Origin of the sequence: Pseudomonas sp. GM49, assembly GCF_000282355.1 — a bacterium.
Lineage (GTDB): Bacteria > Pseudomonadota > Gammaproteobacteria > Pseudomonadales > Pseudomonadaceae > Aquipseudomonas.
The window spans coordinates 23,351-40,902 of sequence record NZ_AKJL01000149.1 but is presented as its reverse complement, the minus strand read 5'-3'; the positions used below and the strand labels follow the sequence as shown (position 1 = coordinate 40,902).

The 17,552-nt window shown below is 61.8% G+C and carries 16 protein-coding genes; all 16 read left to right on the top strand.

Annotated elements, in window-relative coordinates; genetic code table 11:
* The coding region (locus tag PMI29_RS15170; protein ID WP_007998021.1) for a 5-guanidino-2-oxopentanoate decarboxylase at positions 1–1,498 on the top strand (1,498 nt) is incomplete at its 5' end.
* 24 nt (positions 1,499–1,522) lie between these two features.
* On the top strand, positions 1,523–2,713 hold the full coding sequence (locus tag PMI29_RS15175) for a pyridoxal phosphate-dependent aminotransferase (RefSeq protein WP_007998020.1): 1,191 nt from the start codon (positions 1,523–1,525) through the stop codon (positions 2,711–2,713).
* Complete coding sequence (locus PMI29_RS15180) at positions 2,706–4,121, top strand: aldehyde dehydrogenase family protein (protein ID WP_007998013.1); 1,416 nt, start codon at positions 2,706–2,708, stop codon at positions 4,119–4,121. The genes PMI29_RS15175 and PMI29_RS15180 overlap by 8 nt, the downstream gene beginning before the upstream one ends.
* A gap of 99 nt (positions 4,122–4,220) precedes the next feature.
* Entirely contained in the window at positions 4,221–5,822 is a 1,602-nt protein-coding gene (locus PMI29_RS15185) for an ABC transporter substrate-binding protein (RefSeq protein ID WP_007998011.1), read from the top strand.
* Between the two features lie 186 nt (positions 5,823–6,008).
* Complete coding sequence (locus PMI29_RS15190; RefSeq protein ID WP_007998008.1) at positions 6,009–6,968, top strand: ABC transporter permease; 960 nt, start codon at positions 6,009–6,011, stop codon at positions 6,966–6,968.
* A 3-nt stretch (positions 6,969–6,971) separates the two neighbouring features.
* Positions 6,972–7,799 carry an ABC transporter permease gene (locus PMI29_RS15195; RefSeq protein WP_007981539.1) on the top strand — a complete coding sequence of 276 codons (828 nt, stop codon included), beginning with the start codon at positions 6,972–6,974 and terminating at the stop codon, positions 7,797–7,799.
* A gap of 2 nt (positions 7,800–7,801) precedes the next feature.
* Positions 7,802–9,448: an ABC transporter ATP-binding protein gene (locus tag PMI29_RS15200; protein ID WP_007998006.1), complete on the top strand. Its 1,647-nt coding sequence runs from the start codon at positions 7,802–7,804 to the stop codon at positions 9,446–9,448.
* Positions 9,449–9,457: 9 nt separating this feature from the next.
* Entirely contained in the window at positions 9,458–10,168 is a 711-nt protein-coding gene (locus tag PMI29_RS15205) for an NAD(P)H-dependent oxidoreductase (RefSeq protein ID WP_007998004.1), read from the top strand.
* Positions 10,169–10,668: 500 nt separating this feature from the next.
* Positions 10,669–11,031 (top strand): DUF6124 family protein, encoded by a 363-nt coding sequence (locus tag PMI29_RS15210; RefSeq protein ID WP_007998002.1) that lies wholly within the window; start codon positions 10,669–10,671, stop codon positions 11,029–11,031.
* 360 nt (positions 11,032–11,391) lie between these two features.
* Positions 11,392–12,738 carry an outer membrane beta-barrel protein gene (locus PMI29_RS15215; RefSeq protein ID WP_007997996.1) on the top strand — a complete coding sequence of 449 codons (1,347 nt, stop codon included), beginning with the start codon at positions 11,392–11,394 and terminating at the stop codon, positions 12,736–12,738.
* 87 nt (positions 12,739–12,825) lie between these two features.
* Entirely contained in the window at positions 12,826–12,990 is a 165-nt protein-coding gene (locus PMI29_RS32600) for a twin-arginine translocation signal domain-containing protein (protein WP_007997994.1), read from the top strand.
* A 9-nt stretch (positions 12,991–12,999) separates the two neighbouring features.
* Positions 13,000–14,136, top strand: coding sequence for an ABC transporter substrate-binding protein (locus tag PMI29_RS15220; RefSeq protein ID WP_007997991.1), 1,137 nt, complete (start codon positions 13,000–13,002; stop codon positions 14,134–14,136).
* Between the two features lie 25 nt (positions 14,137–14,161).
* Positions 14,162–14,887 (top strand): ABC transporter ATP-binding protein, encoded by a 726-nt coding sequence (locus PMI29_RS15225; protein ID WP_007997989.1) that lies wholly within the window; start codon positions 14,162–14,164, stop codon positions 14,885–14,887.
* A 3-nt stretch (positions 14,888–14,890) separates the two neighbouring features.
* Positions 14,891–15,583 carry an ABC transporter ATP-binding protein gene (locus PMI29_RS15230; RefSeq protein WP_007997988.1) on the top strand — a complete coding sequence of 231 codons (693 nt, stop codon included), beginning with the start codon at positions 14,891–14,893 and terminating at the stop codon, positions 15,581–15,583.
* A 2-nt stretch (positions 15,584–15,585) separates the two neighbouring features.
* A complete protein-coding gene (locus PMI29_RS15235) occupies positions 15,586–16,449 on the top strand; it encodes a branched-chain amino acid ABC transporter permease (protein ID WP_007997986.1) in 864 nt (287 codons plus the stop codon).
* Positions 16,449–17,477 carry a branched-chain amino acid ABC transporter permease gene (locus tag PMI29_RS15240; protein WP_007997984.1) on the top strand — a complete coding sequence of 343 codons (1,029 nt, stop codon included), beginning with the start codon at positions 16,449–16,451 and terminating at the stop codon, positions 17,475–17,477. The genes PMI29_RS15235 and PMI29_RS15240 overlap by 1 nt, the downstream gene beginning before the upstream one ends.
* Positions 17,478–17,552 lie beyond the last annotated feature (75 nt).

Here is a 17,552-nt window from a genome sequence, read left to right as displayed (position 1 = left end):
TGGCTTGCCCGGCAGCGGCATCCGCCACGTCTTGACCCGCCATGAGCAAGGCGCCAGTTTCATGGCCGACGGCTACGCCCGGGTCAGCGGCAAACCCGGTGTGTGCTTCGTCATCACCGGCCCCGGCGTGACCAACGCCGCCACCGGCATCGGCCAGGCCTACGCCGACTCGATTCCGATGCTGGTGATTTCCAGCGTCAACCACAGCGCCAGCCTCGGCAAGGGCTGGGGCAGCCTGCACGAGTGTCAGGACCAACGGGCGATGACGGCGCCGATTACCGCGTTCTCCGCAGTGGCACTGACCGCCGAAGACCTTCCCGAACTGATCGCCCGTGCCTACGCGGTGTTCGACAGCGAGCGGCCGCGCCCGGTGCACATCTCGGTGCCGCTGGACGTGCTGTCGGCGCCGATCGCTCGTGACTGGAGCAACGAGGTGGTGCGTCGTCCGGGTCGTGGTCCGGCATCTGCCAATGCGCTGGATCAAGCCGTGGCCAAGCTCAACGCTGCCAAACGCCCGATGATCATCGCCGGTGGTGGGGCGTTGAATGCCACTTCAGAACTGCAAGCCATCAGCACCCGGCTCGCCGCACCGCTGTTTACCAGCGTCGCCGGCAAGGGTCTGCTGCCACCGAATGCGCCGCTCAATGCCGGTTCCTCCCTGTGTGTGGAACCGGGCTGGAACCTGATCGCCAAGGCCGACGTGGTGCTGGCGGTCGGCACCGAAATGGCCGACACCGACTTCTGGCGCGAACGCCTGCCGCTCAACGCTGAACTGCTGCGGGTGGATATCGACCCACGCAAATTCAACGACTTCTACCCCTGCGCAGTGGCATTGCATGGCGACGCGCAGCAAACCCTCAGTGGCTTGCTTGAGCGCCTGCCGTCCGACGTACGTGATGCCAGCGCTGCGATTGCCTCGGTCACTGCACTGCGTGAAGCGGTCAAGGCCAGCCATGGCCCGTTGCAGTCGATCCATCAATCGATTCTCGACCGTATCGCCGCTGAGCTGCCGGACAACGCGTTCATCAGCACCGACATGACCCAGCTTGCGTATACGGGTAACTACGCCTTTGACAGCCTGGCCATCCGCAGCTGGTTGCATCCGACCGGCTACGGCACCTTGGGTTATGGCCTGCCGGCGGGGATCGGCGCCAAGTTCGGCGCACCGCAACGGCCCGGTCTGGTGCTGGTGGGCGACGGTGGATTCCTCTACACCGCCCAGGAGCTGGCGACCGCCGTCGAAGAGCTGGACAGCCCGCTGGTGGTGCTGCTGTGGAACAACGACGCGCTGGGGCAAATTCGCGACGACATGCTTGGCCTCGACATCGAGCCCATCGGCGTATTGCCGCGCAACCCGGATTTCGCCGCCCTCGGTCGTGCGTTCGGCTGCACCGTGACGCAGCCGCAAAACCTGACGGAGTTGCAGGCTGACTTGCGCCACGGCTTCAAGCGCAACGGCGTGACCCTGATCGAACTCAAGCACGCCTGTGCGCACTGATCTGTATTTCAAGGGGATGGGGCCATGCGCTTTTCCGATCTGACTCAACGAATCGCCGGTGATGGCGCTGCCGCCTGGGATATTCATTATCGTGCCCTTGCACTGCGCGAGCAGGGCCAGGACATTTTGCTGCTGTCCGTGGGCGACCCGGATTTCGATACGCCGCAGCCCATCGTGCAGGGTGCCATCGACAGCCTGCTCAATGGCAACACTCACTATGCCGAGGTGCGCGGCAAGCGTGCCCTGCGTGAAGCCATCGCAAAGCGTCATCAACAACGCAGCGGCCAAAGCGTTTCAGCCGATCAGGTGACCGTACTGGCCGGAGCACAATGTGCGCTGTTCAGCGTGGCCCAATGCGTACTGAATCCGGGTGACGAAGTGATCGTCGCCGAGCCGATGTACGTCACCTACGAAGCGGTGTTCGGTGCCTGCGGCGCCGTGGTGGTGCCGGTGCCCGTGCGCTCGGAAAACGGCTTCCGGGTGTTGCCCGAAGATGTCGCCGCGCGTATCACCCCACGTACCCGTGCCTTGGCGCTGAACAGCCCGCACAACCCGTCCGGCGCCAGTCTGCCGCGCAGCACGTGGGCCGCATTGGCTGAGTTGTGCATCGCCCACGACCTGTGGCTGATTTCCGACGAGGTCTACAGCGAGTTGCTGTTCGAAGGTGAACACGTCAGCCCGGCAAGTCTGCCGGGCATGGCCGAGCGCACCGCAACCCTCAACAGCCTGTCGAAATCCCACGCCATGACCGGATGGCGCGTGGGCTGGGTGGTGGCGCCGCCATCGCTGGCCGCGCACCTGGAAAACCTCGCGCTGTGCATGCTCTACGGCTCGCCGGATTTCATTCAGGACGCCGCGGTCATCGCGCTGGAAAGCAACCTGCCGGAGCTGGAAGCCATGCGCGAAGCCTATCGCCAGCGTCGCGATCTGGTGTGCGACAGCCTCGCTGACTGCCCAGGCGTACGCGCACTGAAACCTGACGGCGGCATGTTCGTGATGCTCGATATCCGCGAAACCGGGCTCAGCGCCCAGGCGTTTGCCGACCGTTTGCTGGATCGCCACGGCGTGTCGGTACTGGCCGGCGAGGCCTTTGGTCCGAGTGCGGCGGGGCATATCCGACTCGGCCTGGTGGTCGGCGCTGAACCGCTACGCGATGCCTGCCAGCGCATTGCCCGTTGTGCCCAAGAACTGATGGAGGCTCAGCTACATGCTTAACCACAAGGCGTTGTTTATTGATGGTCGCTGGCAGAAACCTTCGGGGCAGGGCATCGCCGAGGTGATCAACCCGGCCACCGAGCAAGTGTGCGGCAGCGTTCCGCTGGGTGATGAACTCGATGTCGAAAACGCCGTGGCGGCGGCTCGCCGGGCCTTCGCTTCATGGTCGCGCACGCCGTCCAGCGTGCGTGCCGGTTATATCCGGGCACTGGCCGATCAACTGCGCAATCGTGCCGATGAGATGGCCGCGGTCATCACCACTGAACTGGGCATGCCGGTGCAATGGTGCCGCTCGGTGCAGGTCGACGGGCCGATCGCAGGCCTTGAGCAGTACGTCGAACTGGCTCATCTCATGGACGAGGTGCGCGAAGTCGGCAACTCGCTGGTGATTCGCGAGGCAGTGGGTGTCTGCGCGTTCATCAATCCGTGGAATTACCCACTGCACCAGTTGATCGGCAAACTCGCCCCGGCCTTGGCCGCCGGTTGCACCGTGGTGGTCAAGCCAAGCCAGGAAACGCCGCTGCATGCCTTCCTGTTGGCGCAAATGATCGAGGACATCGGTTTGCCGGCCGGGGTGTTCAACCTGGTCAGCGGGCCGGGCTCGAAAGTCGGCGAAGCGCTGGCCAAACACCCGGACGTGGACATGGTGTCGTTCACCGGCTCCACTGGCGCCGGAGTGCGGGTCGCCCAAGCGGCGGCGCCTTCAGTGAAGCGTGTGTGCCTTGAGCTGGGTGGCAAGTCGCCGCTGCTGATCGCCGAGGATGCGGATCTGGATGCGGCTGTGCGCTACGGCGTGCAGGACGTGATGATCAACTCCGGTCAGACCTGCACCGCGTTGACCCGCATGCTGCTGCCGGCCAGCCGTTATGCCGAAGCCGTGGAAATCGCCCTGCAAGAGACCCTGAGCCTGCGCATGGGCGATCCCCTCGACCCGCAAAGCTTTCTCGGCCCGATGTGTTCGGCCGGGCAAAAACGCACCGTGCTCGATTACATCAAGGTCGGCCAACAGGAAGGTGCACGGCTGTTGTGCGGCGGTGACACGCCGTCGGCACTCGAGCGCGGCTTCTATGTCAGCCCGACGCTGTTCGCCGATGTCGATAACCGCATGCGCATCGCCCAGGAAGAAATCTTCGGCCCGGTGTTGTGCCTGATCCCTTATGCCGATGAGGCGCAAGCGGTGCAAATGGCCAATGACTCGCCGTTCGGCCTGTCCAGCGGCGTCTGGGCCGGCAGTGCCGAGCGTGCCTTGCACCTGGGCCGGCAGATGCGCGCCGGTCAGTGCTTCCTCAATGGCGCGGCGTTCAATTATCAGGCGCCGTTCGGTGGTTACAAACAATCGGGTAACGGTCGCGAATGGGGTGAGGAGGGGCTGAACGAGTTCGTCGAAGTGAAGGCGATCCAGGTGTGATCTCTGGCAATTCGAATGCAGTACGCACCGGGCCCTGGCCCGGTGTCTTGCGTGGTTTTGAACCGGTAATTCATTAGCTTTTTGATCAGGGGCAATGCAATGAGCGATAACAAAAACAAGATTACTCAAGCGAACCATGAATTCAGCTTCCCGCGTAGGGACTTCTTGAAGTACAGCGCGGCGGCTGCGGCGATGGCCGGGGCGTTCTCCATGGGCCTGCCGTTTGGCGCCTTCGCTGAAGAAGCCAAACCCAAACCCGGCGGCGTGTTGCGCCTGGGTCTGGCCGGTGGCAGCACCACCGACTCGAAAGATCCGGGCTCGTGGAGCGATACCTTCACCTTCGTCGGTTTCTCGGCGGTCTATAACACCCTGACCGAAATTGCCGTCGACGGCACAGCCATTCCGGAACTGGCCGAGAGCTGGACCTCGACCCCGGACGCGCGCATCTGGACCTTCAAAATCCGTCAGGGCGTGACCTTCCACAACGGCAAGACCCTGACCGCCGATGACGTGGTGGCGTCGATCCAGCATCACCTCGGCGAGAAATCCACCTCGGCGGCCAAGACCGTACTCGGTGACGTGGCCAAGGTCAGCGCCAACGGTAGCGACAGCGTGGTGTTCGAACTGCACTCGGGCAACGCTGATTTCTCCTATGTGGTCGCCGATTACCACCTGGCGATCATGCCAAGCAAGGATGGCACGGCGGACTGGCAGGCCGGCGCCGGCACCGGGGGCTATCGCCTCAAGGACTTCGAACCGGGCGTGCGCATGACCCTGGAACGCAGCCCCGATTACTGGAAACCGGGACGGGCGCACTTCGCCAGTGCCGAACTGATTGCCATCGCCGACGGCGCTGCACGGGTCAATGCGCTGGTTACCGGGCAAGTGGATGTGATCAACAAGGTCGACCTGAAAACCGTCGCGCTGCTCAAGCGCAACCCGAACCTGGTCATCGAAGAAACCAAGGGCGCCCAGCACTACACCTTCCCGATGCTCACCGACAGCCAGGCGTTCCAGAACAACGACGTGCGCCTGGCGATGAAACATGCGATCAACCGCGAAACCCTGCTGGCCTCGGTGCTGCACGGCTATGGCCTGGTGGGCAACGACCACCCGATCCAGCCTGGCAGCCGCTTCATCAACACCGCGCTGGAACAACGCACCTACGATCCGGACAAATCGCGCTTCTATCTGAAAAAGGCCGGCCTGGATTCGCTCAAGGTGCGCCTGCAAGCCTCCGACGCAGCGTATTCCGGCGCCGTGGACGCCTCGGTGCTGTTCAAGGAGCAGGCCCGTGCCGCCGGGATCGACATCGACGTGGTGCGCGAGCCGGCGGATGGATTCTTCTCCAACGTGTGGATGAAGCAGCCCTTCACTACCTCGTTCTGGTACAGCAGCCTGACCGCCGACCGCATGTTCAGCATCGGTTACGCCAAAGGCGCGGCGTGGAACGAAACCCACTGGGACAACCCTAGGTTTAACAAGCTGCTCAACGCCGCCCGCGGCGAGATGAACGACCCGCTGCGCCGCGAGATGTACAACGAAATGCAGGCGCTGTGCCGGGACGAGGGCGGGGCGATCGTGCCGCTGTTCGCCAGCTCCGTGGCAGCCCGCTCCAACCGCGTCGTCCACGGTGGACAGACCGCGCCGTACGGCGAGCTGGACGGCCTGCGGGTGATCGAGCGCTGGTGGCAGGCATAAACCGGAAAGTTGAACTGTGGAGATCAACTGTGGGAGCGAGCTTGCTCGCGATGACGGCAGCACATTCAACATCAATGTTGGCTGACAGTCCGCTATCGCGAGCAAGCTCGCTCCACAGGGGGTCGTGTTCCCACAGTAGAAATTTGCAGGATTATGCAAGCGTGCCCATTTTCAAGGAACCGCACGATGAGAAGTATTTTCAAGCTGTTGGGACAACGCCTGGCCCTGGGCCTGCTGTCCCTGTTCGCCGTCTCAGTGATCATCTTCCTGGCGGTCGGCATGCTCCCGGGCGATATCGCCCAGGCCATGCTCGGCCAGTCGGCCACCCCGGAAACCGTGGCGGCCTACCGTGCGCAACTGGGGCTGGATATGCCGCCATTGACCCGTTTCGGCCACTGGATCTGGCACCTGTTGCAAGGCGACCTCGGCGTGTCGCTGGCTAACCAACGGCCGATCGCTGAACTGGTCGGCGCGCGTTTGGGCAACACCTTCAGCCTGGCGCTGTTGGCGGCGCTGGTTTCCGTGCCGTTGGCCTTGCTGTTGGGGATGCTCGCCGCGTTGTACCGCAACAGCTGGTTCGACCGTTTGCTCAACACCTCGGCCCTGAGCGCGGTGTCGTTCCCCGAGTTCTTCGTTGCCTACATCCTGATCCTGGTGTTCGCGGTGAAGCTCAACTGGTTCCCGAGCATTTCCAACCTGGCGCCGGACGCTTCGCTGGGGATGATTCTGCAGCGTTCGGTACTGCCGGTGGCGACCCTGAGCCTGGTGGTGATCGCACAGATGATGCGCATGACCCGCGCCTCCCTGATCAACCTGTTGGCCAGCCCCTACATCGAAATGGCCCGGCTCAAGGGCATCAGCCAGTCGCGGATCATCTTCCGCCACGCCTTGCCCAATGCCCTGGCACCCATCGTCAACGTGGTCGCCCTGAACCTGGCGTACCTGGTGGTCGGCGTGGTGGTGGTCGAAGTGGTGTTTGTCTATCCGGGGCTCGGCCAGTTACTGGTGGACTCGGTGGCCAAGCGCGACATCCCGGTAGTCCAGGCGTGCAGCCTGATCTTTGCCGCGACCTACATCCTGCTCAACACCAGCGCCGATGTGCTGTCGATTGCCAGCAACCCACGCCTGATGCATCCGAAGGGGTAGACCATGAGCCTGTTGAAACAAGTGTGGCGGGCGCCGTTGAGCGCCAAGTTCGGGCTGTTGATGATCCTGCTTTACATCCTGGTGGCCGTGTTCGCGCCGGTACTGGCGCCGTTCGGCGAAACCCAGGTGGTGGGCGAGGGCTTCGCACCGTGGGGCGGACAGTTCCTGTTGGGCACCGATAACCTGGGGCGCGACATGTTCAGCCGCCTGGTCTATGGCGCGCGCAATACTCTGGGCATTGCCTTCCTGACCACCGTGCTGGCGTTTCTGCTCGGTGGCTTGAGCGGTCTGATCGCGGCAATCAAGGGCGGTTGGGTCGATCAGGGCCTGTCGCGAGTGGTGGACATCCTGATGGCCATTCCGCAACTGATCTTCGCCTTGCTGATTCTCAGTGTGGTCGGCACCACGGCGACTTCGCTGGTATTGGTGATTGCGTTGCTGGATGCGACCCGGGTGTTTCGACTGTCTCGCGCCGTGGCGATGAGCGTGGTGGTGCAGGACTTCGTTGAAGCCGCACGCCTGCGTGGCGAAGGCCTGTGGTGGCTGGTTACCCGCGAAGTGTTGCCCAACGCCGCCGCGCCGCTGATTGCCGAGTTCGGCCTGCGCTTCTGCTTTGTGTTCCTGTTCATCAGTGCGTTGTCGTTCCTCGGCCTGGGCATTCAACCGCCCACCGCCGACTGGGGCAGCATGGTGCGTGACAACGCCGTGCTGATCACCTTCGGCGACATCAGCCCGTTGCTGCCCGCCCTGGCCGTGGCGTTGATCACGGTCAGCGTCAACTTCGTCGTCGACTGGATGCTGCACAAATCCAGCGGTCTCAAGGAATGCTGAACATGACGAGCACAAAACCTTTGCTGGAAATCCGCAACCTGCACATCGAAGGCCACTACGAGGATGCCTGGCATCCGCTGATCAAGGGCATCGACCTGACCCTGCAACGCGGCGAAGTGCTGGGGCTGATCGGCGAGTCCGGCGCGGGCAAGTCGACCCTCGGCCTGTCGGCCATGGGCTACACCCGCGACGGCTGCCGGATCACGGGTGGCTCGGTGCATTTCGACGGCATCGACTTGCTCAACGCCAAGCCCGAAGCCCTGCGCAAACTGCGGGGCCTGCGTATTGCCTATGTGGCACAGAGCGCGGCAGCCTCGTTCAACCCGGCCCATCGGCTGATCGATCAACACGTCGAAACCGCCGTGAAAAACGGCGGCATGAGCCGCGACCAGGCCATGCGCGACGCGGTAGAACTGTATCGGGTACTACGTCTGCCCAATCCCGAAACCATTGGCCAGCGCTATCCGCATCAAGTCTCCGGCGGCCAGTTGCAACGGGTGATGACCGCCATGGCCATGGCTTGCCACCCGGACCTGATCATCTTCGACGAACCGACCACCGCGCTCGACGTCACCACCCAGATCGAAGTGCTCGCCGCCATTCGCGATGCCGTCGCGACCTACGGCAGTGCGGCGATCTACATCAGCCACGACCTGGCGGTGGTGGCGCAAATGGCCGACCGCATCATGGTGCTGCGCCACGGCAAACTGGTGGAGGAGGCCGAAACCCGGCAGATGCTCGGCGATCCGCAGGAGGACTACACCAAATCACTGTGGGCGGTGCGCAGTTTCCGCACCGAACCCAAGGCCTGCCCGCAACAGGAACAACCGCTGCTGGAACTGCGCAACAGTTGCGCCAGTTACGGCCGGCAACCGGTGCTGCACGATGTTTCCCTGAAGCTGTATCGCGGTCAGACCCTGGCGGTGATCGGCGAATCCGGCAGCGGCAAAAGTTCCACGGCGCGGCTGATCACCGGTTTGCTGCCGCCGACTTACGGCCAGGTGCTGTACGACGGCCAGCCATTGCCGGCGGACTTTCGCCAGCGCAGCAAGGAACAACTGCGGCGCATCCAGATGATCTACCAGATCCCCGACACCGCGCTGAATCCGCGTCAGCGCATTGTCGATATCATCGGCCGGCCGCTGACGTTCTACCTCGGGCTCAAGGGCAAGGCCATGCGCGCCCGGGTCGCCGAGCTGCTGGAGATGATCGAACTCGACCCGGCCACCTTCATGGAGCGTCAGCCCCGTGAATTGTCCGGCGGGCAGAAACAACGCATCTGCATCGCCCGGGCGCTGGCGGCCGATCCGCAGCTGATCATCTGCGATGAAGTGACCTCGGCACTGGATCAACTGGTGGCCGAGGGCGTACTGAAACTGCTCAACCGCATCCAGCAACAACTGGGTGTCGCATACCTGTTCATCACCCACGATGTTGCTACTGTTCGGGCGATTGCCGATGAGGTATTGGTGATGCAACGGGGCAGGGTGGTGGACCACGGCTCGCGCAGCCAGATTTTCACCCCGCCACATCAGGACTACACCGGCCTGCTGTTTTCTTCCGAACCGCAAATGGACCCTGACTGGCTCGACCGGTTGCTGGCCGCACGCGCTTCCAAACCTACTACCGATACGCTGGAAAAAGTCTAAGGAACCACCATGAAAGTACTGATCGTCCACGCTCATCCGGAGCCGCAATCCTTCACCGCCGCCCTGCGCGACCAGGCTGTCGCCACCCTTGAAGCCCAGGGCCACGAAGTACAGGTCAGCGACCTGTACAAAATGAACTGGAACCCGGTGGCCAGCGACGCGGACTTCTCGAATAGGGAAAACCCCGAGTACCTGGTCTATGCCCTGGAACAACGCCTGGGCGTGAAAAGCCAGTCTTTGGCGGCGGACATCCAGGCCGAGCTGGACAAGCTGCTGTGGGCCGACCTGTTGATCCTCAACTTCCCGATCTTCTGGTTCTCCACCCCGGCCATGCTCAAGGGCTGGATCGATCGGGTACTGGTGTCGGGCATCTGCTACGGCGGCAAACGCTTCTATGATCAGGGTGGGTTGGCTGGGAAGAAGGCGCTGGTGACCGTGACCCTGGGCGGGCGTGAACACATGTTCGGTGAGGGTGCGATTCACGGCCCGCTTGAAGACATGCTGCGGCCGATCCTGCGCGGAACCCTGGCTTATGTTGGTTTTGATGTACTGGAACCCTTCGTGGCCTGGCATGTGCCGTATATCAGCGACGAAGCGCGCAAGGGCTTTCTCGATGACTACAGCCAGCGATTGCTGCATTTAAGCGACGAGCAACCGTTGGTGTTTCCGAAGCTGGCGCAGTTCGATGACAAGCTCTATCCGCTGACCACCAACACTTGATTAGCACCGCATACCCTGTGGGAGCGAGCTTGCTCCGGGCGGCGTTCCGACGATGACTGACTACCAGCCAATATAGATGTCGACTGACAGTCCGCTATCGCGAGCAAGCTCGCTCCCACAGGGGCCGTGTATTGGTTGCCTGAATCCAGGCGTGTTTAAGGGGCTGTTTAACGGCTGTCAGCGTTACTTCCCGCAAGCTACGTCGGCTTGCGTCATTGCCTACAGCTACGCCAGAATCCGCCGGCTTGTGCGTCTTGGGGGCGGGTTCTATCGTTGGCCGGTCGCTGCAAAACAGCAGCGATCGGGTTTGGTAGCCCGGTTATCCAGGCGCAGTGCACCACGCTTTGCAGAGTTTTTGTCTCTGCTTAATGGTGGTCATGCGTAGGGCATCTTCGGATGCGCCGGGTTCCTGGGCCGGTCTACCAACCTGCGTATGGCCGCCACCCCTCGTTTGGTAGCGAAGGTTGATGGCTCCTCATCTACATCCAGGAGTTACATCCATGTTCAAAGTCACACCCAATCCCCCGGACACCGATCCGACATCCCCGTACGAAACCCTCGACTCCCAAAAGCTCCACGAAGCCGCCGAGCGCGCCCTCGATCACTACCTAAACCCCGGCCCAAGCATCATGGCCACGCCGCGCAAACCCGGTTCCATGTTCATCGTCAATCCCGAACTCAATGTCGAAACCTTGCTGGTGCATGCCTGTGAATCGCTGGCGTCGGCCAATGTCATGGCCACCGATCTGGTGGATCATCTGCAAGGAACCAGCCGCAATGCGCTGCTCGGCATTGCGCAAGTCATCATGCTCGGCGAACTGGCGGTGAACCGGGCTCTGGATCAGCTCGACCCCCCGGAATAACCACAAATTTCCAGATCACAAAATGACCTGTGGGAGCGAGCTTGCTCGCGATGGCGTCATGTCAGTCAACGTCTATTTCGTCTGACACACTGCTATCGCGAGCAAGCTCGCTCCCACAAGTGATTGGGGTCATACCCCAGATCAACGACGCCAGCATTGTTCTGAATACGCAAACACTGAAGTCGCCGAGAATGGAATTGTTGGTGCAGTGGCGGGCTTGTAGCCTCCATTACGCCGAACACCACGATCCGCCAACGATCGGGTGGAGCTCAAGCCAGGGCTCATCAAGACTTCATACCTTGCTTTCGGCCTCATGCCCCTTCGGGGGATTGGCGCCTAATAAAAATAAGGAAGGCAGGTATGAGTATTCGTGCATGGGTTTGCGCAGCAACCCTGTTCGCGCCCGTTCTGGGTGCCGACGTTTTGTTTCCCTCTATGGCTCTGGCAGCAGACGATCCTATGGGGTCGCTGGTGCGCAATGTCTTCGGCGACAGCCTTGAGCGTGAACATGGGATCAAGATCTACGGCTGGGCTCAGGCCGGTGTGATCTATAACAACAACGGCACGGATGACGTCAGCAAGCAAAGCTTCTTCAATACCGACGAAGGTGTGAACCTCAACCAGTTCGCCCTGGCCGTGGAAAAGAAACCCAAGAGCAATGTGATCGGTCGTGTCGGACCGTTTCCCGGACCGATGCCGCAAGAAGCTGACTGGGGTTTCAATGTCACGGCGCTGTACGGCAAGGACGCGCGTTTCTTCAAGACCTACGGCTGGGATGAAGACCTGAGCGTCAACCGCAACAACAAGGCCGAAGATCCGGCGTTGACCATTGCCCAGGCGTACGCTGATTTTTACTTCCCGGTACTCGGCGGTTCGGATCTGATGATCGGGATATTCCACACGCCGCTGGAAAACGAAATCGGCTTCGCCTTGCCATCCCCTGCACCCACTGACTTCTACTCGCACACCTATTCATTCATGCACGGCCCGGCCAAACATGCCGGAGCGCTGTACTCGTTCAAACTGCCTTCGAAACCGGGTGAAAGTATGCTCGGCTTCGAACTGGGTGTGGTCCAGGGCTGGAACAACCTGCAGGATCCCAATCACTCGCCGGACGTGATCGCCAACGTACGCTGGCGCTCGGCGGACTTCGGCACCTGGATCGACTGGGAGAACATCTACGGCAATGGCGCTGGCGACAGTTTCGCCGAATGCAGTTGTGGCTCGCCGCTGCCGGCGGGCACCAAGGATGACGACTTCAAGCGCCTGGCGTCTTATCTGACCCTGTCGCAAGTGCTCGACCCGAACAACCGCGTGGCGCTGGAGTTGAACTACGGCAAGCAGGAGCAGGGTGCTTTCGCCGGGTTCGCCAACAAAAAAGACGCCACCTGGTACGGCACGGATGTCAACTGGTACCACAAGCTTAGCGAAAACCTGATGTGGAACAGTCGCGCCGAGTGGTTCTACACCGACGCTCCGGTCCACGTGATGATGGCCAACATCGACCCGCACACCGGCGTTCCCGATCCGACCTGGGGCAGCTTTTACGGCGTCACCACCAACCTGGCCTGGACGCCGACACCCAACGTGCGCCTGCGCCCGGAACTGCGCTACGACATCCATTCAGGCCCCGGCCGCGATGCCTATGCCGACGGCGAAAAGGATTCGCAAGTGGTTGCGTCATTCGACGTCAGTTTCTTCTTCTAAACGGATTTCCCTGCTTTACCCCTGACCCTGCGTGATGGCCCGGCCACACGTGGCGACCCCGTTCGTCCAGGCTTTTGGAGTACTTACATGACAGACAACAACGATAAAAACCTGTTAGGCCGCAACTTCTCCCGCCGTGATTTCCTGCGCAGTACCGGTATTGCCGCCGGTGGCGTGGCACTGGCAAGCATGCCGTTCACCTTTGCCATCGGCGGTGAGCGAGTGATCAAGCTGGGCTATGTCAGCCCGTAGACCGGGCCGTTGGCACCTTTCGCGGCCGCCGATAACTACATCATCGAGTCGCTCAAGCAAGTGCTGAAGAACTCGATCACCGTGGCTGGCAAGGCTTACCGCCTGGAGGTCATCGTCAAGGACAGCCAGTCCAACCCCAACCGCGCGGCGGAAGTGGCGAGCGAGCTGATTCTCTCGGATCAGGTCGATCTGATGCTGGTGTCGTCGACCCCGGAAACCACTAACCCGGTGTCCGACCAATGCGAAATCAACGAGGTTCCGTGTATCTCCACGGTGGCGCCGTGGCAGCCGTGGTTCTTTACCCGTGGCGGCAAGCCGGAGCAGGGCTTTGAGTGGACTTACCACTTTTTCTGGGGCCTGGAAGACGTGATCGGTACCTACAGCGCCATGTGGGGGGCGATGCCATCGAACAAAGTGGTCGGCGGCCTGTTCCCCAATGACGGCGATGGCAATGCGTGGGGCGACCAGAAGCTCGGTTTCCCGCCGGTACTGGCGCAAAAGGGCTTTCAACTGGTCGACCCTGGCCGCTTCCAGAGTCTGACCGACGATTTCTCTGCGCAGATTGCCGCGTTCAAAAAGGCCGACGTCGAGATCGTCACCGGCGTGGTCATCCCGCCGGACCTGAGCACGTTCTGGACCCAGGCCCGGCAGCAAGGCTTCAATCCGAAAGCCGTGTCGGTGGGCAAGGCATTGTTGTTCCCGACGGCAGTCGAGGCATTGGGCAAGGCCGGCAACAACCTGTCGACCGAAATCTGGTGGAGCCCGACGCACCCGTTCAGTTCGTCATTGACCGGCGCCAGTGCCGGCCAATTGGCCCAGGGTTTCACCCAGGCCACCGGCAAGCAGTGGACGCAACCGTTGGGGTTCGTGCATGCCCTGTTCGAACTGGCAGTGGACATCCTCAAGCGCACCGAAGAAATCGGCAACGCCCAAGCGGTCCGCGATGCCTTGCTCAAGACCAACCTCAGCACCGTGGTCGGCCCGATCAACTGGAATGGCGGACCGGTCAAGAACGTCGCCAAGACACCTCTGGTCAGCGGCCAGTGGCGATTGGGCAAGGACAATAAATACGACCTGATCGTGACCAGCAATGCCACCGCGCCGGCGATTCCGTTGGGCGGCGAAATGCAGGCCATTACGTATTGATCGCGCAAAAGGACACCGGTGCACCATGCAACAGCCACTTCTACAAATGACCGATGTGCACAAAAGCTATGGCGAGGTGAAGGTCACGGATGCCATCGACCTGACCCTGCAACCCGGTGAAGCACTGGGCATCATCGGCCCCAACGGCGCGGGTAAAAGCACGCTGTTCAACCTGATCGCCGGCGGCGTGGCGGCGGACAAAGGCACGATTCATTTCGAAGGCCGCAACGTCACCCGCGAACCCGTGTTCAAGCGCTGCCAGCAAGGCATCGGCCGCTCCCATCAGATTCCGCATCCGTTCGTGAAGATGACCGTGTTCGAGAACCTGCTGGTGGGCGCGACCTTTGGTGCGCGGCTGCGTGACAACGAAGCCAGCCAGTGGTGTGCGCAGACGCTGGAACTCACTGGCCTGATGCGCAAGGCCAACGTGCTGGCCGGTTCGCTGACCTTGCTTGACCGCAAGCGCCTGGAAATGGCTCGCGCCTTGTCGACCCGACCGCGCCTGTTGTTGCTCGACGAAATCGCCGGCGGCCTGACCGAGCCGGAATGCCTGGCACTGGTGGAAACCATTCAGGGCATCCACAAGTCCGGCGTTGCCATCATCTGGATCGAGCACATCGTGCATGCCTTGCTCGCGGTGGTCAGTCGCCTGACGGTGATCAACTTCGGCGCCAAGCTGGCCGAAGGCGAGCCGCGCAGCGTGATGGCCGATCCTCGGGTCCAGGACATCTACATGGGCATCGGGAGCTGACGCATGCTAACCATCGAAAAACTCTGCGCCGGCTACGGCGACTTTCAAGCGCTGTTCGACATCAGCCTGACCCTTGAGGCCGGTGAAACCGTGGCGATCATCGGTTCCAACGGCGCGGGCAAGTCGACTTTCCTGCGCTCGTTGGCCGGGCTGATCAAGAACCAGCCCGGTGCCATCCACTTCAAGGGCCAGGCCATCGGTGACCTGGCGGCCAATCAGGTATTGGAGCGGGGCATCGCGCTGGTGCCGGAAGGCCGCAAGCTGTTTCCCTCGCTGACCGTTGAAGAAAACCTGCTGATCGGCGCCTACAGCAAACGCCCGGGGCCATGGACGCTGAAACGCATCTATCAGCTGTTCCCGGTGCTGGAAAAACTGCGCAAACGTCCCGGCACCGCGCTGTCCGGCGGCCAACAGCAAATGGTTGCGATTGGCCGGGGCCTGATGGCCAACCCGCATTTGCTGTTGTGCGACGAAATCAGCCTGGGCCTGGCACCGACGACGATCAAGGACATCTACGCCGCGCTGCCCTCGATCAAGGCTGACGGCACCACGGTGATTCTCGTCGAGCAAGACATCAATCAGGCACTGAGTGTGTGTGACCGCTTCTATTGCTTTCAGGAAGGGCGAGTGTCCCTGACCGGTCGGCCTGGGGATGCGGACAAAGCACAAATCAAAGCCGCGTATTTCGGGATCTAGTGATGGAATGGCTCAATACTTTGCTTCAAGGCATGTTGCTCGGCGGCCTGTACGCGATGTTCGCGGTGGGGTTGTCGTTGATGTTCGGCATCATGCGCCTGGTCAATATCGCCCACGGCGACTTCATTGTCCTGGCGTCGTACCTGGCGCTGCTGGTGGTCAATCATCTGGGGTTCAGCCCGCTGGCCAGTTTGCTGCTGGTGGTGCCGCTGATGTTCTGTTTCGGCTACCTGTTGCAACGGCTGTTGCTCAACCGGACGCTGGGCCAGGACATTCTGCCGCCGTTGCTGGTGACCTTCGGCCTGTCGATCATCGTGCAGAACGTGCTGCTGGAATTCTTCAGTGCCGACAGCCAAAAACTCGCTCAAGGTGACCTTGAGGTGGCCAGTGTCGGCATTGGCAGCCTGAGCGTAGGCGTGATGCCGCTCATCGTGTTCTGCAGTGCGCTGCTGATCATCGGCGGCCTGCAATTGCTGTTCTACAAAACATCGTTGGGCCGGGCGTTTCGCGCTACCTCTGATGACCAGCACACCGCACGGCTGATGGGCGTCAACAACGCACACATTTTCGGCCTGGCCATGGCGCTGGCGATGGCCGTGGTGTCGATTGCCGGCGTGTTCCTGGCGATCCGCACCAGTTTTGATCCTACGGTCGGGCCGGCGCGGCTGTTGTACGGCTTCGAAGCGGTGATCATCGGTGGCCTGGGCAGCCTGTGGGGCACGTTGGCCGGAGGGGTGATTCTCGGCGTTGCGCAAACCCTGGGGGCAAAAATCGATCCCGGCTGGCAAATCCTCGCCGGTCACCTTGTGTTTCTGCTGATCCTGGTCGTGCGCCCGCGTGGCCTGTTTCCCCGGAGTGTCGACTGATGAATGCCTTGAACAACCCCGCGCTCAGGTTTCGCGTACAACGCACGACCACCAGCAGCACCATCGGCCTGTCGTTGCTGGGCCTGTGCGTATTGATCTTGCTCAGTGCACCCTTGTGGGCCGACCGGGCGAGCCTGCGCCTGGTGGTGGAGTTCGCCTATTACCTGGCATTGGCGCAAATGTGGAACTTGCTGGCGGGCTACGCCGGCATGGTCTCGGTAGGGCAGCAGGCTTTCGTCGGTCTGGGCGGCTATCTGCTGTTTATGCTGGCGAGTCAATTCGGTGTGCCGCCCTTGGTCGCGGTGTTGCTTTCAGGCGTGTTGGTGGCGCTGCTGGCGATACCCACGGCACTGATCGTGTTTCGTCTGCGTGGCGCCTACTTCGCCATCGGTACCTGGGTGGTGGCGGAGGTCTTCCGTTTGGGCCTTGCGCAGATGAGCAGTCTGGGTGGCGGTTCAGGGCAAAGCCTGCCGGCGGCGATTGTGCGGCAGATCGGCAATGACCGGGACGGGCGCGAAACGCTGATCTATTTCACTGCGCTGGCCATCGCCATTGCCGCCGTGGCCGTCGTGTTTTTTCTGCTGCGCTCGCGTCAGGGCCTGGCACTGGCATCGATTCGTGATTCTGAACCGGCGTCCGGCAGCCTCGGTGTGGATACGTTCCGAACCAAGTTGATGGTTTACGTGCTGGCCGCCGGTTGCACGGGGGTGGTCGGGGCGCTGATCTTCCTGCAAAAGCTGCGTATTTCCCCGGACGCTGCGTTCAACCTGCAGGACTGGACGGCGGTGGTGATCTTCATCGTGATCATCGGCGGCATCGGCACGCTCGAAGGACCGTTGATTGGCACGCTGATTTACTTCGTGTTGCGCGGCTGCCTGGCGCAGTACGGTGCGGTGTACATGATCATCCTCGGCGTGGTCGCGGTGGTGATGATGCTCAAGGCCCCGCAAGGGGTGTGGGGACTGATCAGCGAACGCCTGGGCTGGCAGGTTTTCCCGATGCAGCGACGGTTGTCCGCCCGGCCATGACCTGTAGGAGCGAGCCCGCTCGCGATGGACGTTAACGATAACGCTGGGTACCTGACACCCCGCGGAGTTCTCAAG

Coding starts and splice junctions, on each gene's coding strand:
- PMI29_RS32600 (WP_007997994.1), top strand. CDS start 12,826: ATGACAGACAACAACGATAAAAACCTGTTAGGCCGCAACTTCTCCCGC.
- PMI29_RS15180 (WP_007998013.1), top strand. CDS start 2,706: ATGCTTAACCACAAGGCGTTGTTTATTGATGGTCGCTGGCAGAAACCT.
- PMI29_RS15235 (WP_007997986.1), top strand. CDS start 15,586: ATGGAATGGCTCAATACTTTGCTTCAAGGCATGTTGCTCGGCGGCCTG.
- PMI29_RS15225 (WP_007997989.1), top strand. CDS start 14,162: ATGCAACAGCCACTTCTACAAATGACCGATGTGCACAAAAGCTATGGC.
- PMI29_RS15240 (WP_007997984.1), top strand. CDS start 16,449: ATGAATGCCTTGAACAACCCCGCGCTCAGGTTTCGCGTACAACGCACG.
- PMI29_RS15215 (WP_007997996.1), top strand. CDS start 11,392: ATGAGTATTCGTGCATGGGTTTGCGCAGCAACCCTGTTCGCGCCCGTT.
- PMI29_RS15185 (WP_007998011.1), top strand. CDS start 4,221: ATGAGCGATAACAAAAACAAGATTACTCAAGCGAACCATGAATTCAGC.
- PMI29_RS15205 (WP_007998004.1), top strand. CDS start 9,458: ATGAAAGTACTGATCGTCCACGCTCATCCGGAGCCGCAATCCTTCACC.
- PMI29_RS15175 (WP_007998020.1), top strand. CDS start 1,523: ATGCGCTTTTCCGATCTGACTCAACGAATCGCCGGTGATGGCGCTGCC.
- PMI29_RS15200 (WP_007998006.1), top strand. CDS start 7,802: ATGACGAGCACAAAACCTTTGCTGGAAATCCGCAACCTGCACATCGAA.
- PMI29_RS15210 (WP_007998002.1), top strand. CDS start 10,669: ATGTTCAAAGTCACACCCAATCCCCCGGACACCGATCCGACATCCCCG.
- PMI29_RS15195 (WP_007981539.1), top strand. CDS start 6,972: ATGAGCCTGTTGAAACAAGTGTGGCGGGCGCCGTTGAGCGCCAAGTTC.
- PMI29_RS15230 (WP_007997988.1), top strand. CDS start 14,891: ATGCTAACCATCGAAAAACTCTGCGCCGGCTACGGCGACTTTCAAGCG.
- PMI29_RS15190 (WP_007998008.1), top strand. CDS start 6,009: ATGAGAAGTATTTTCAAGCTGTTGGGACAACGCCTGGCCCTGGGCCTG.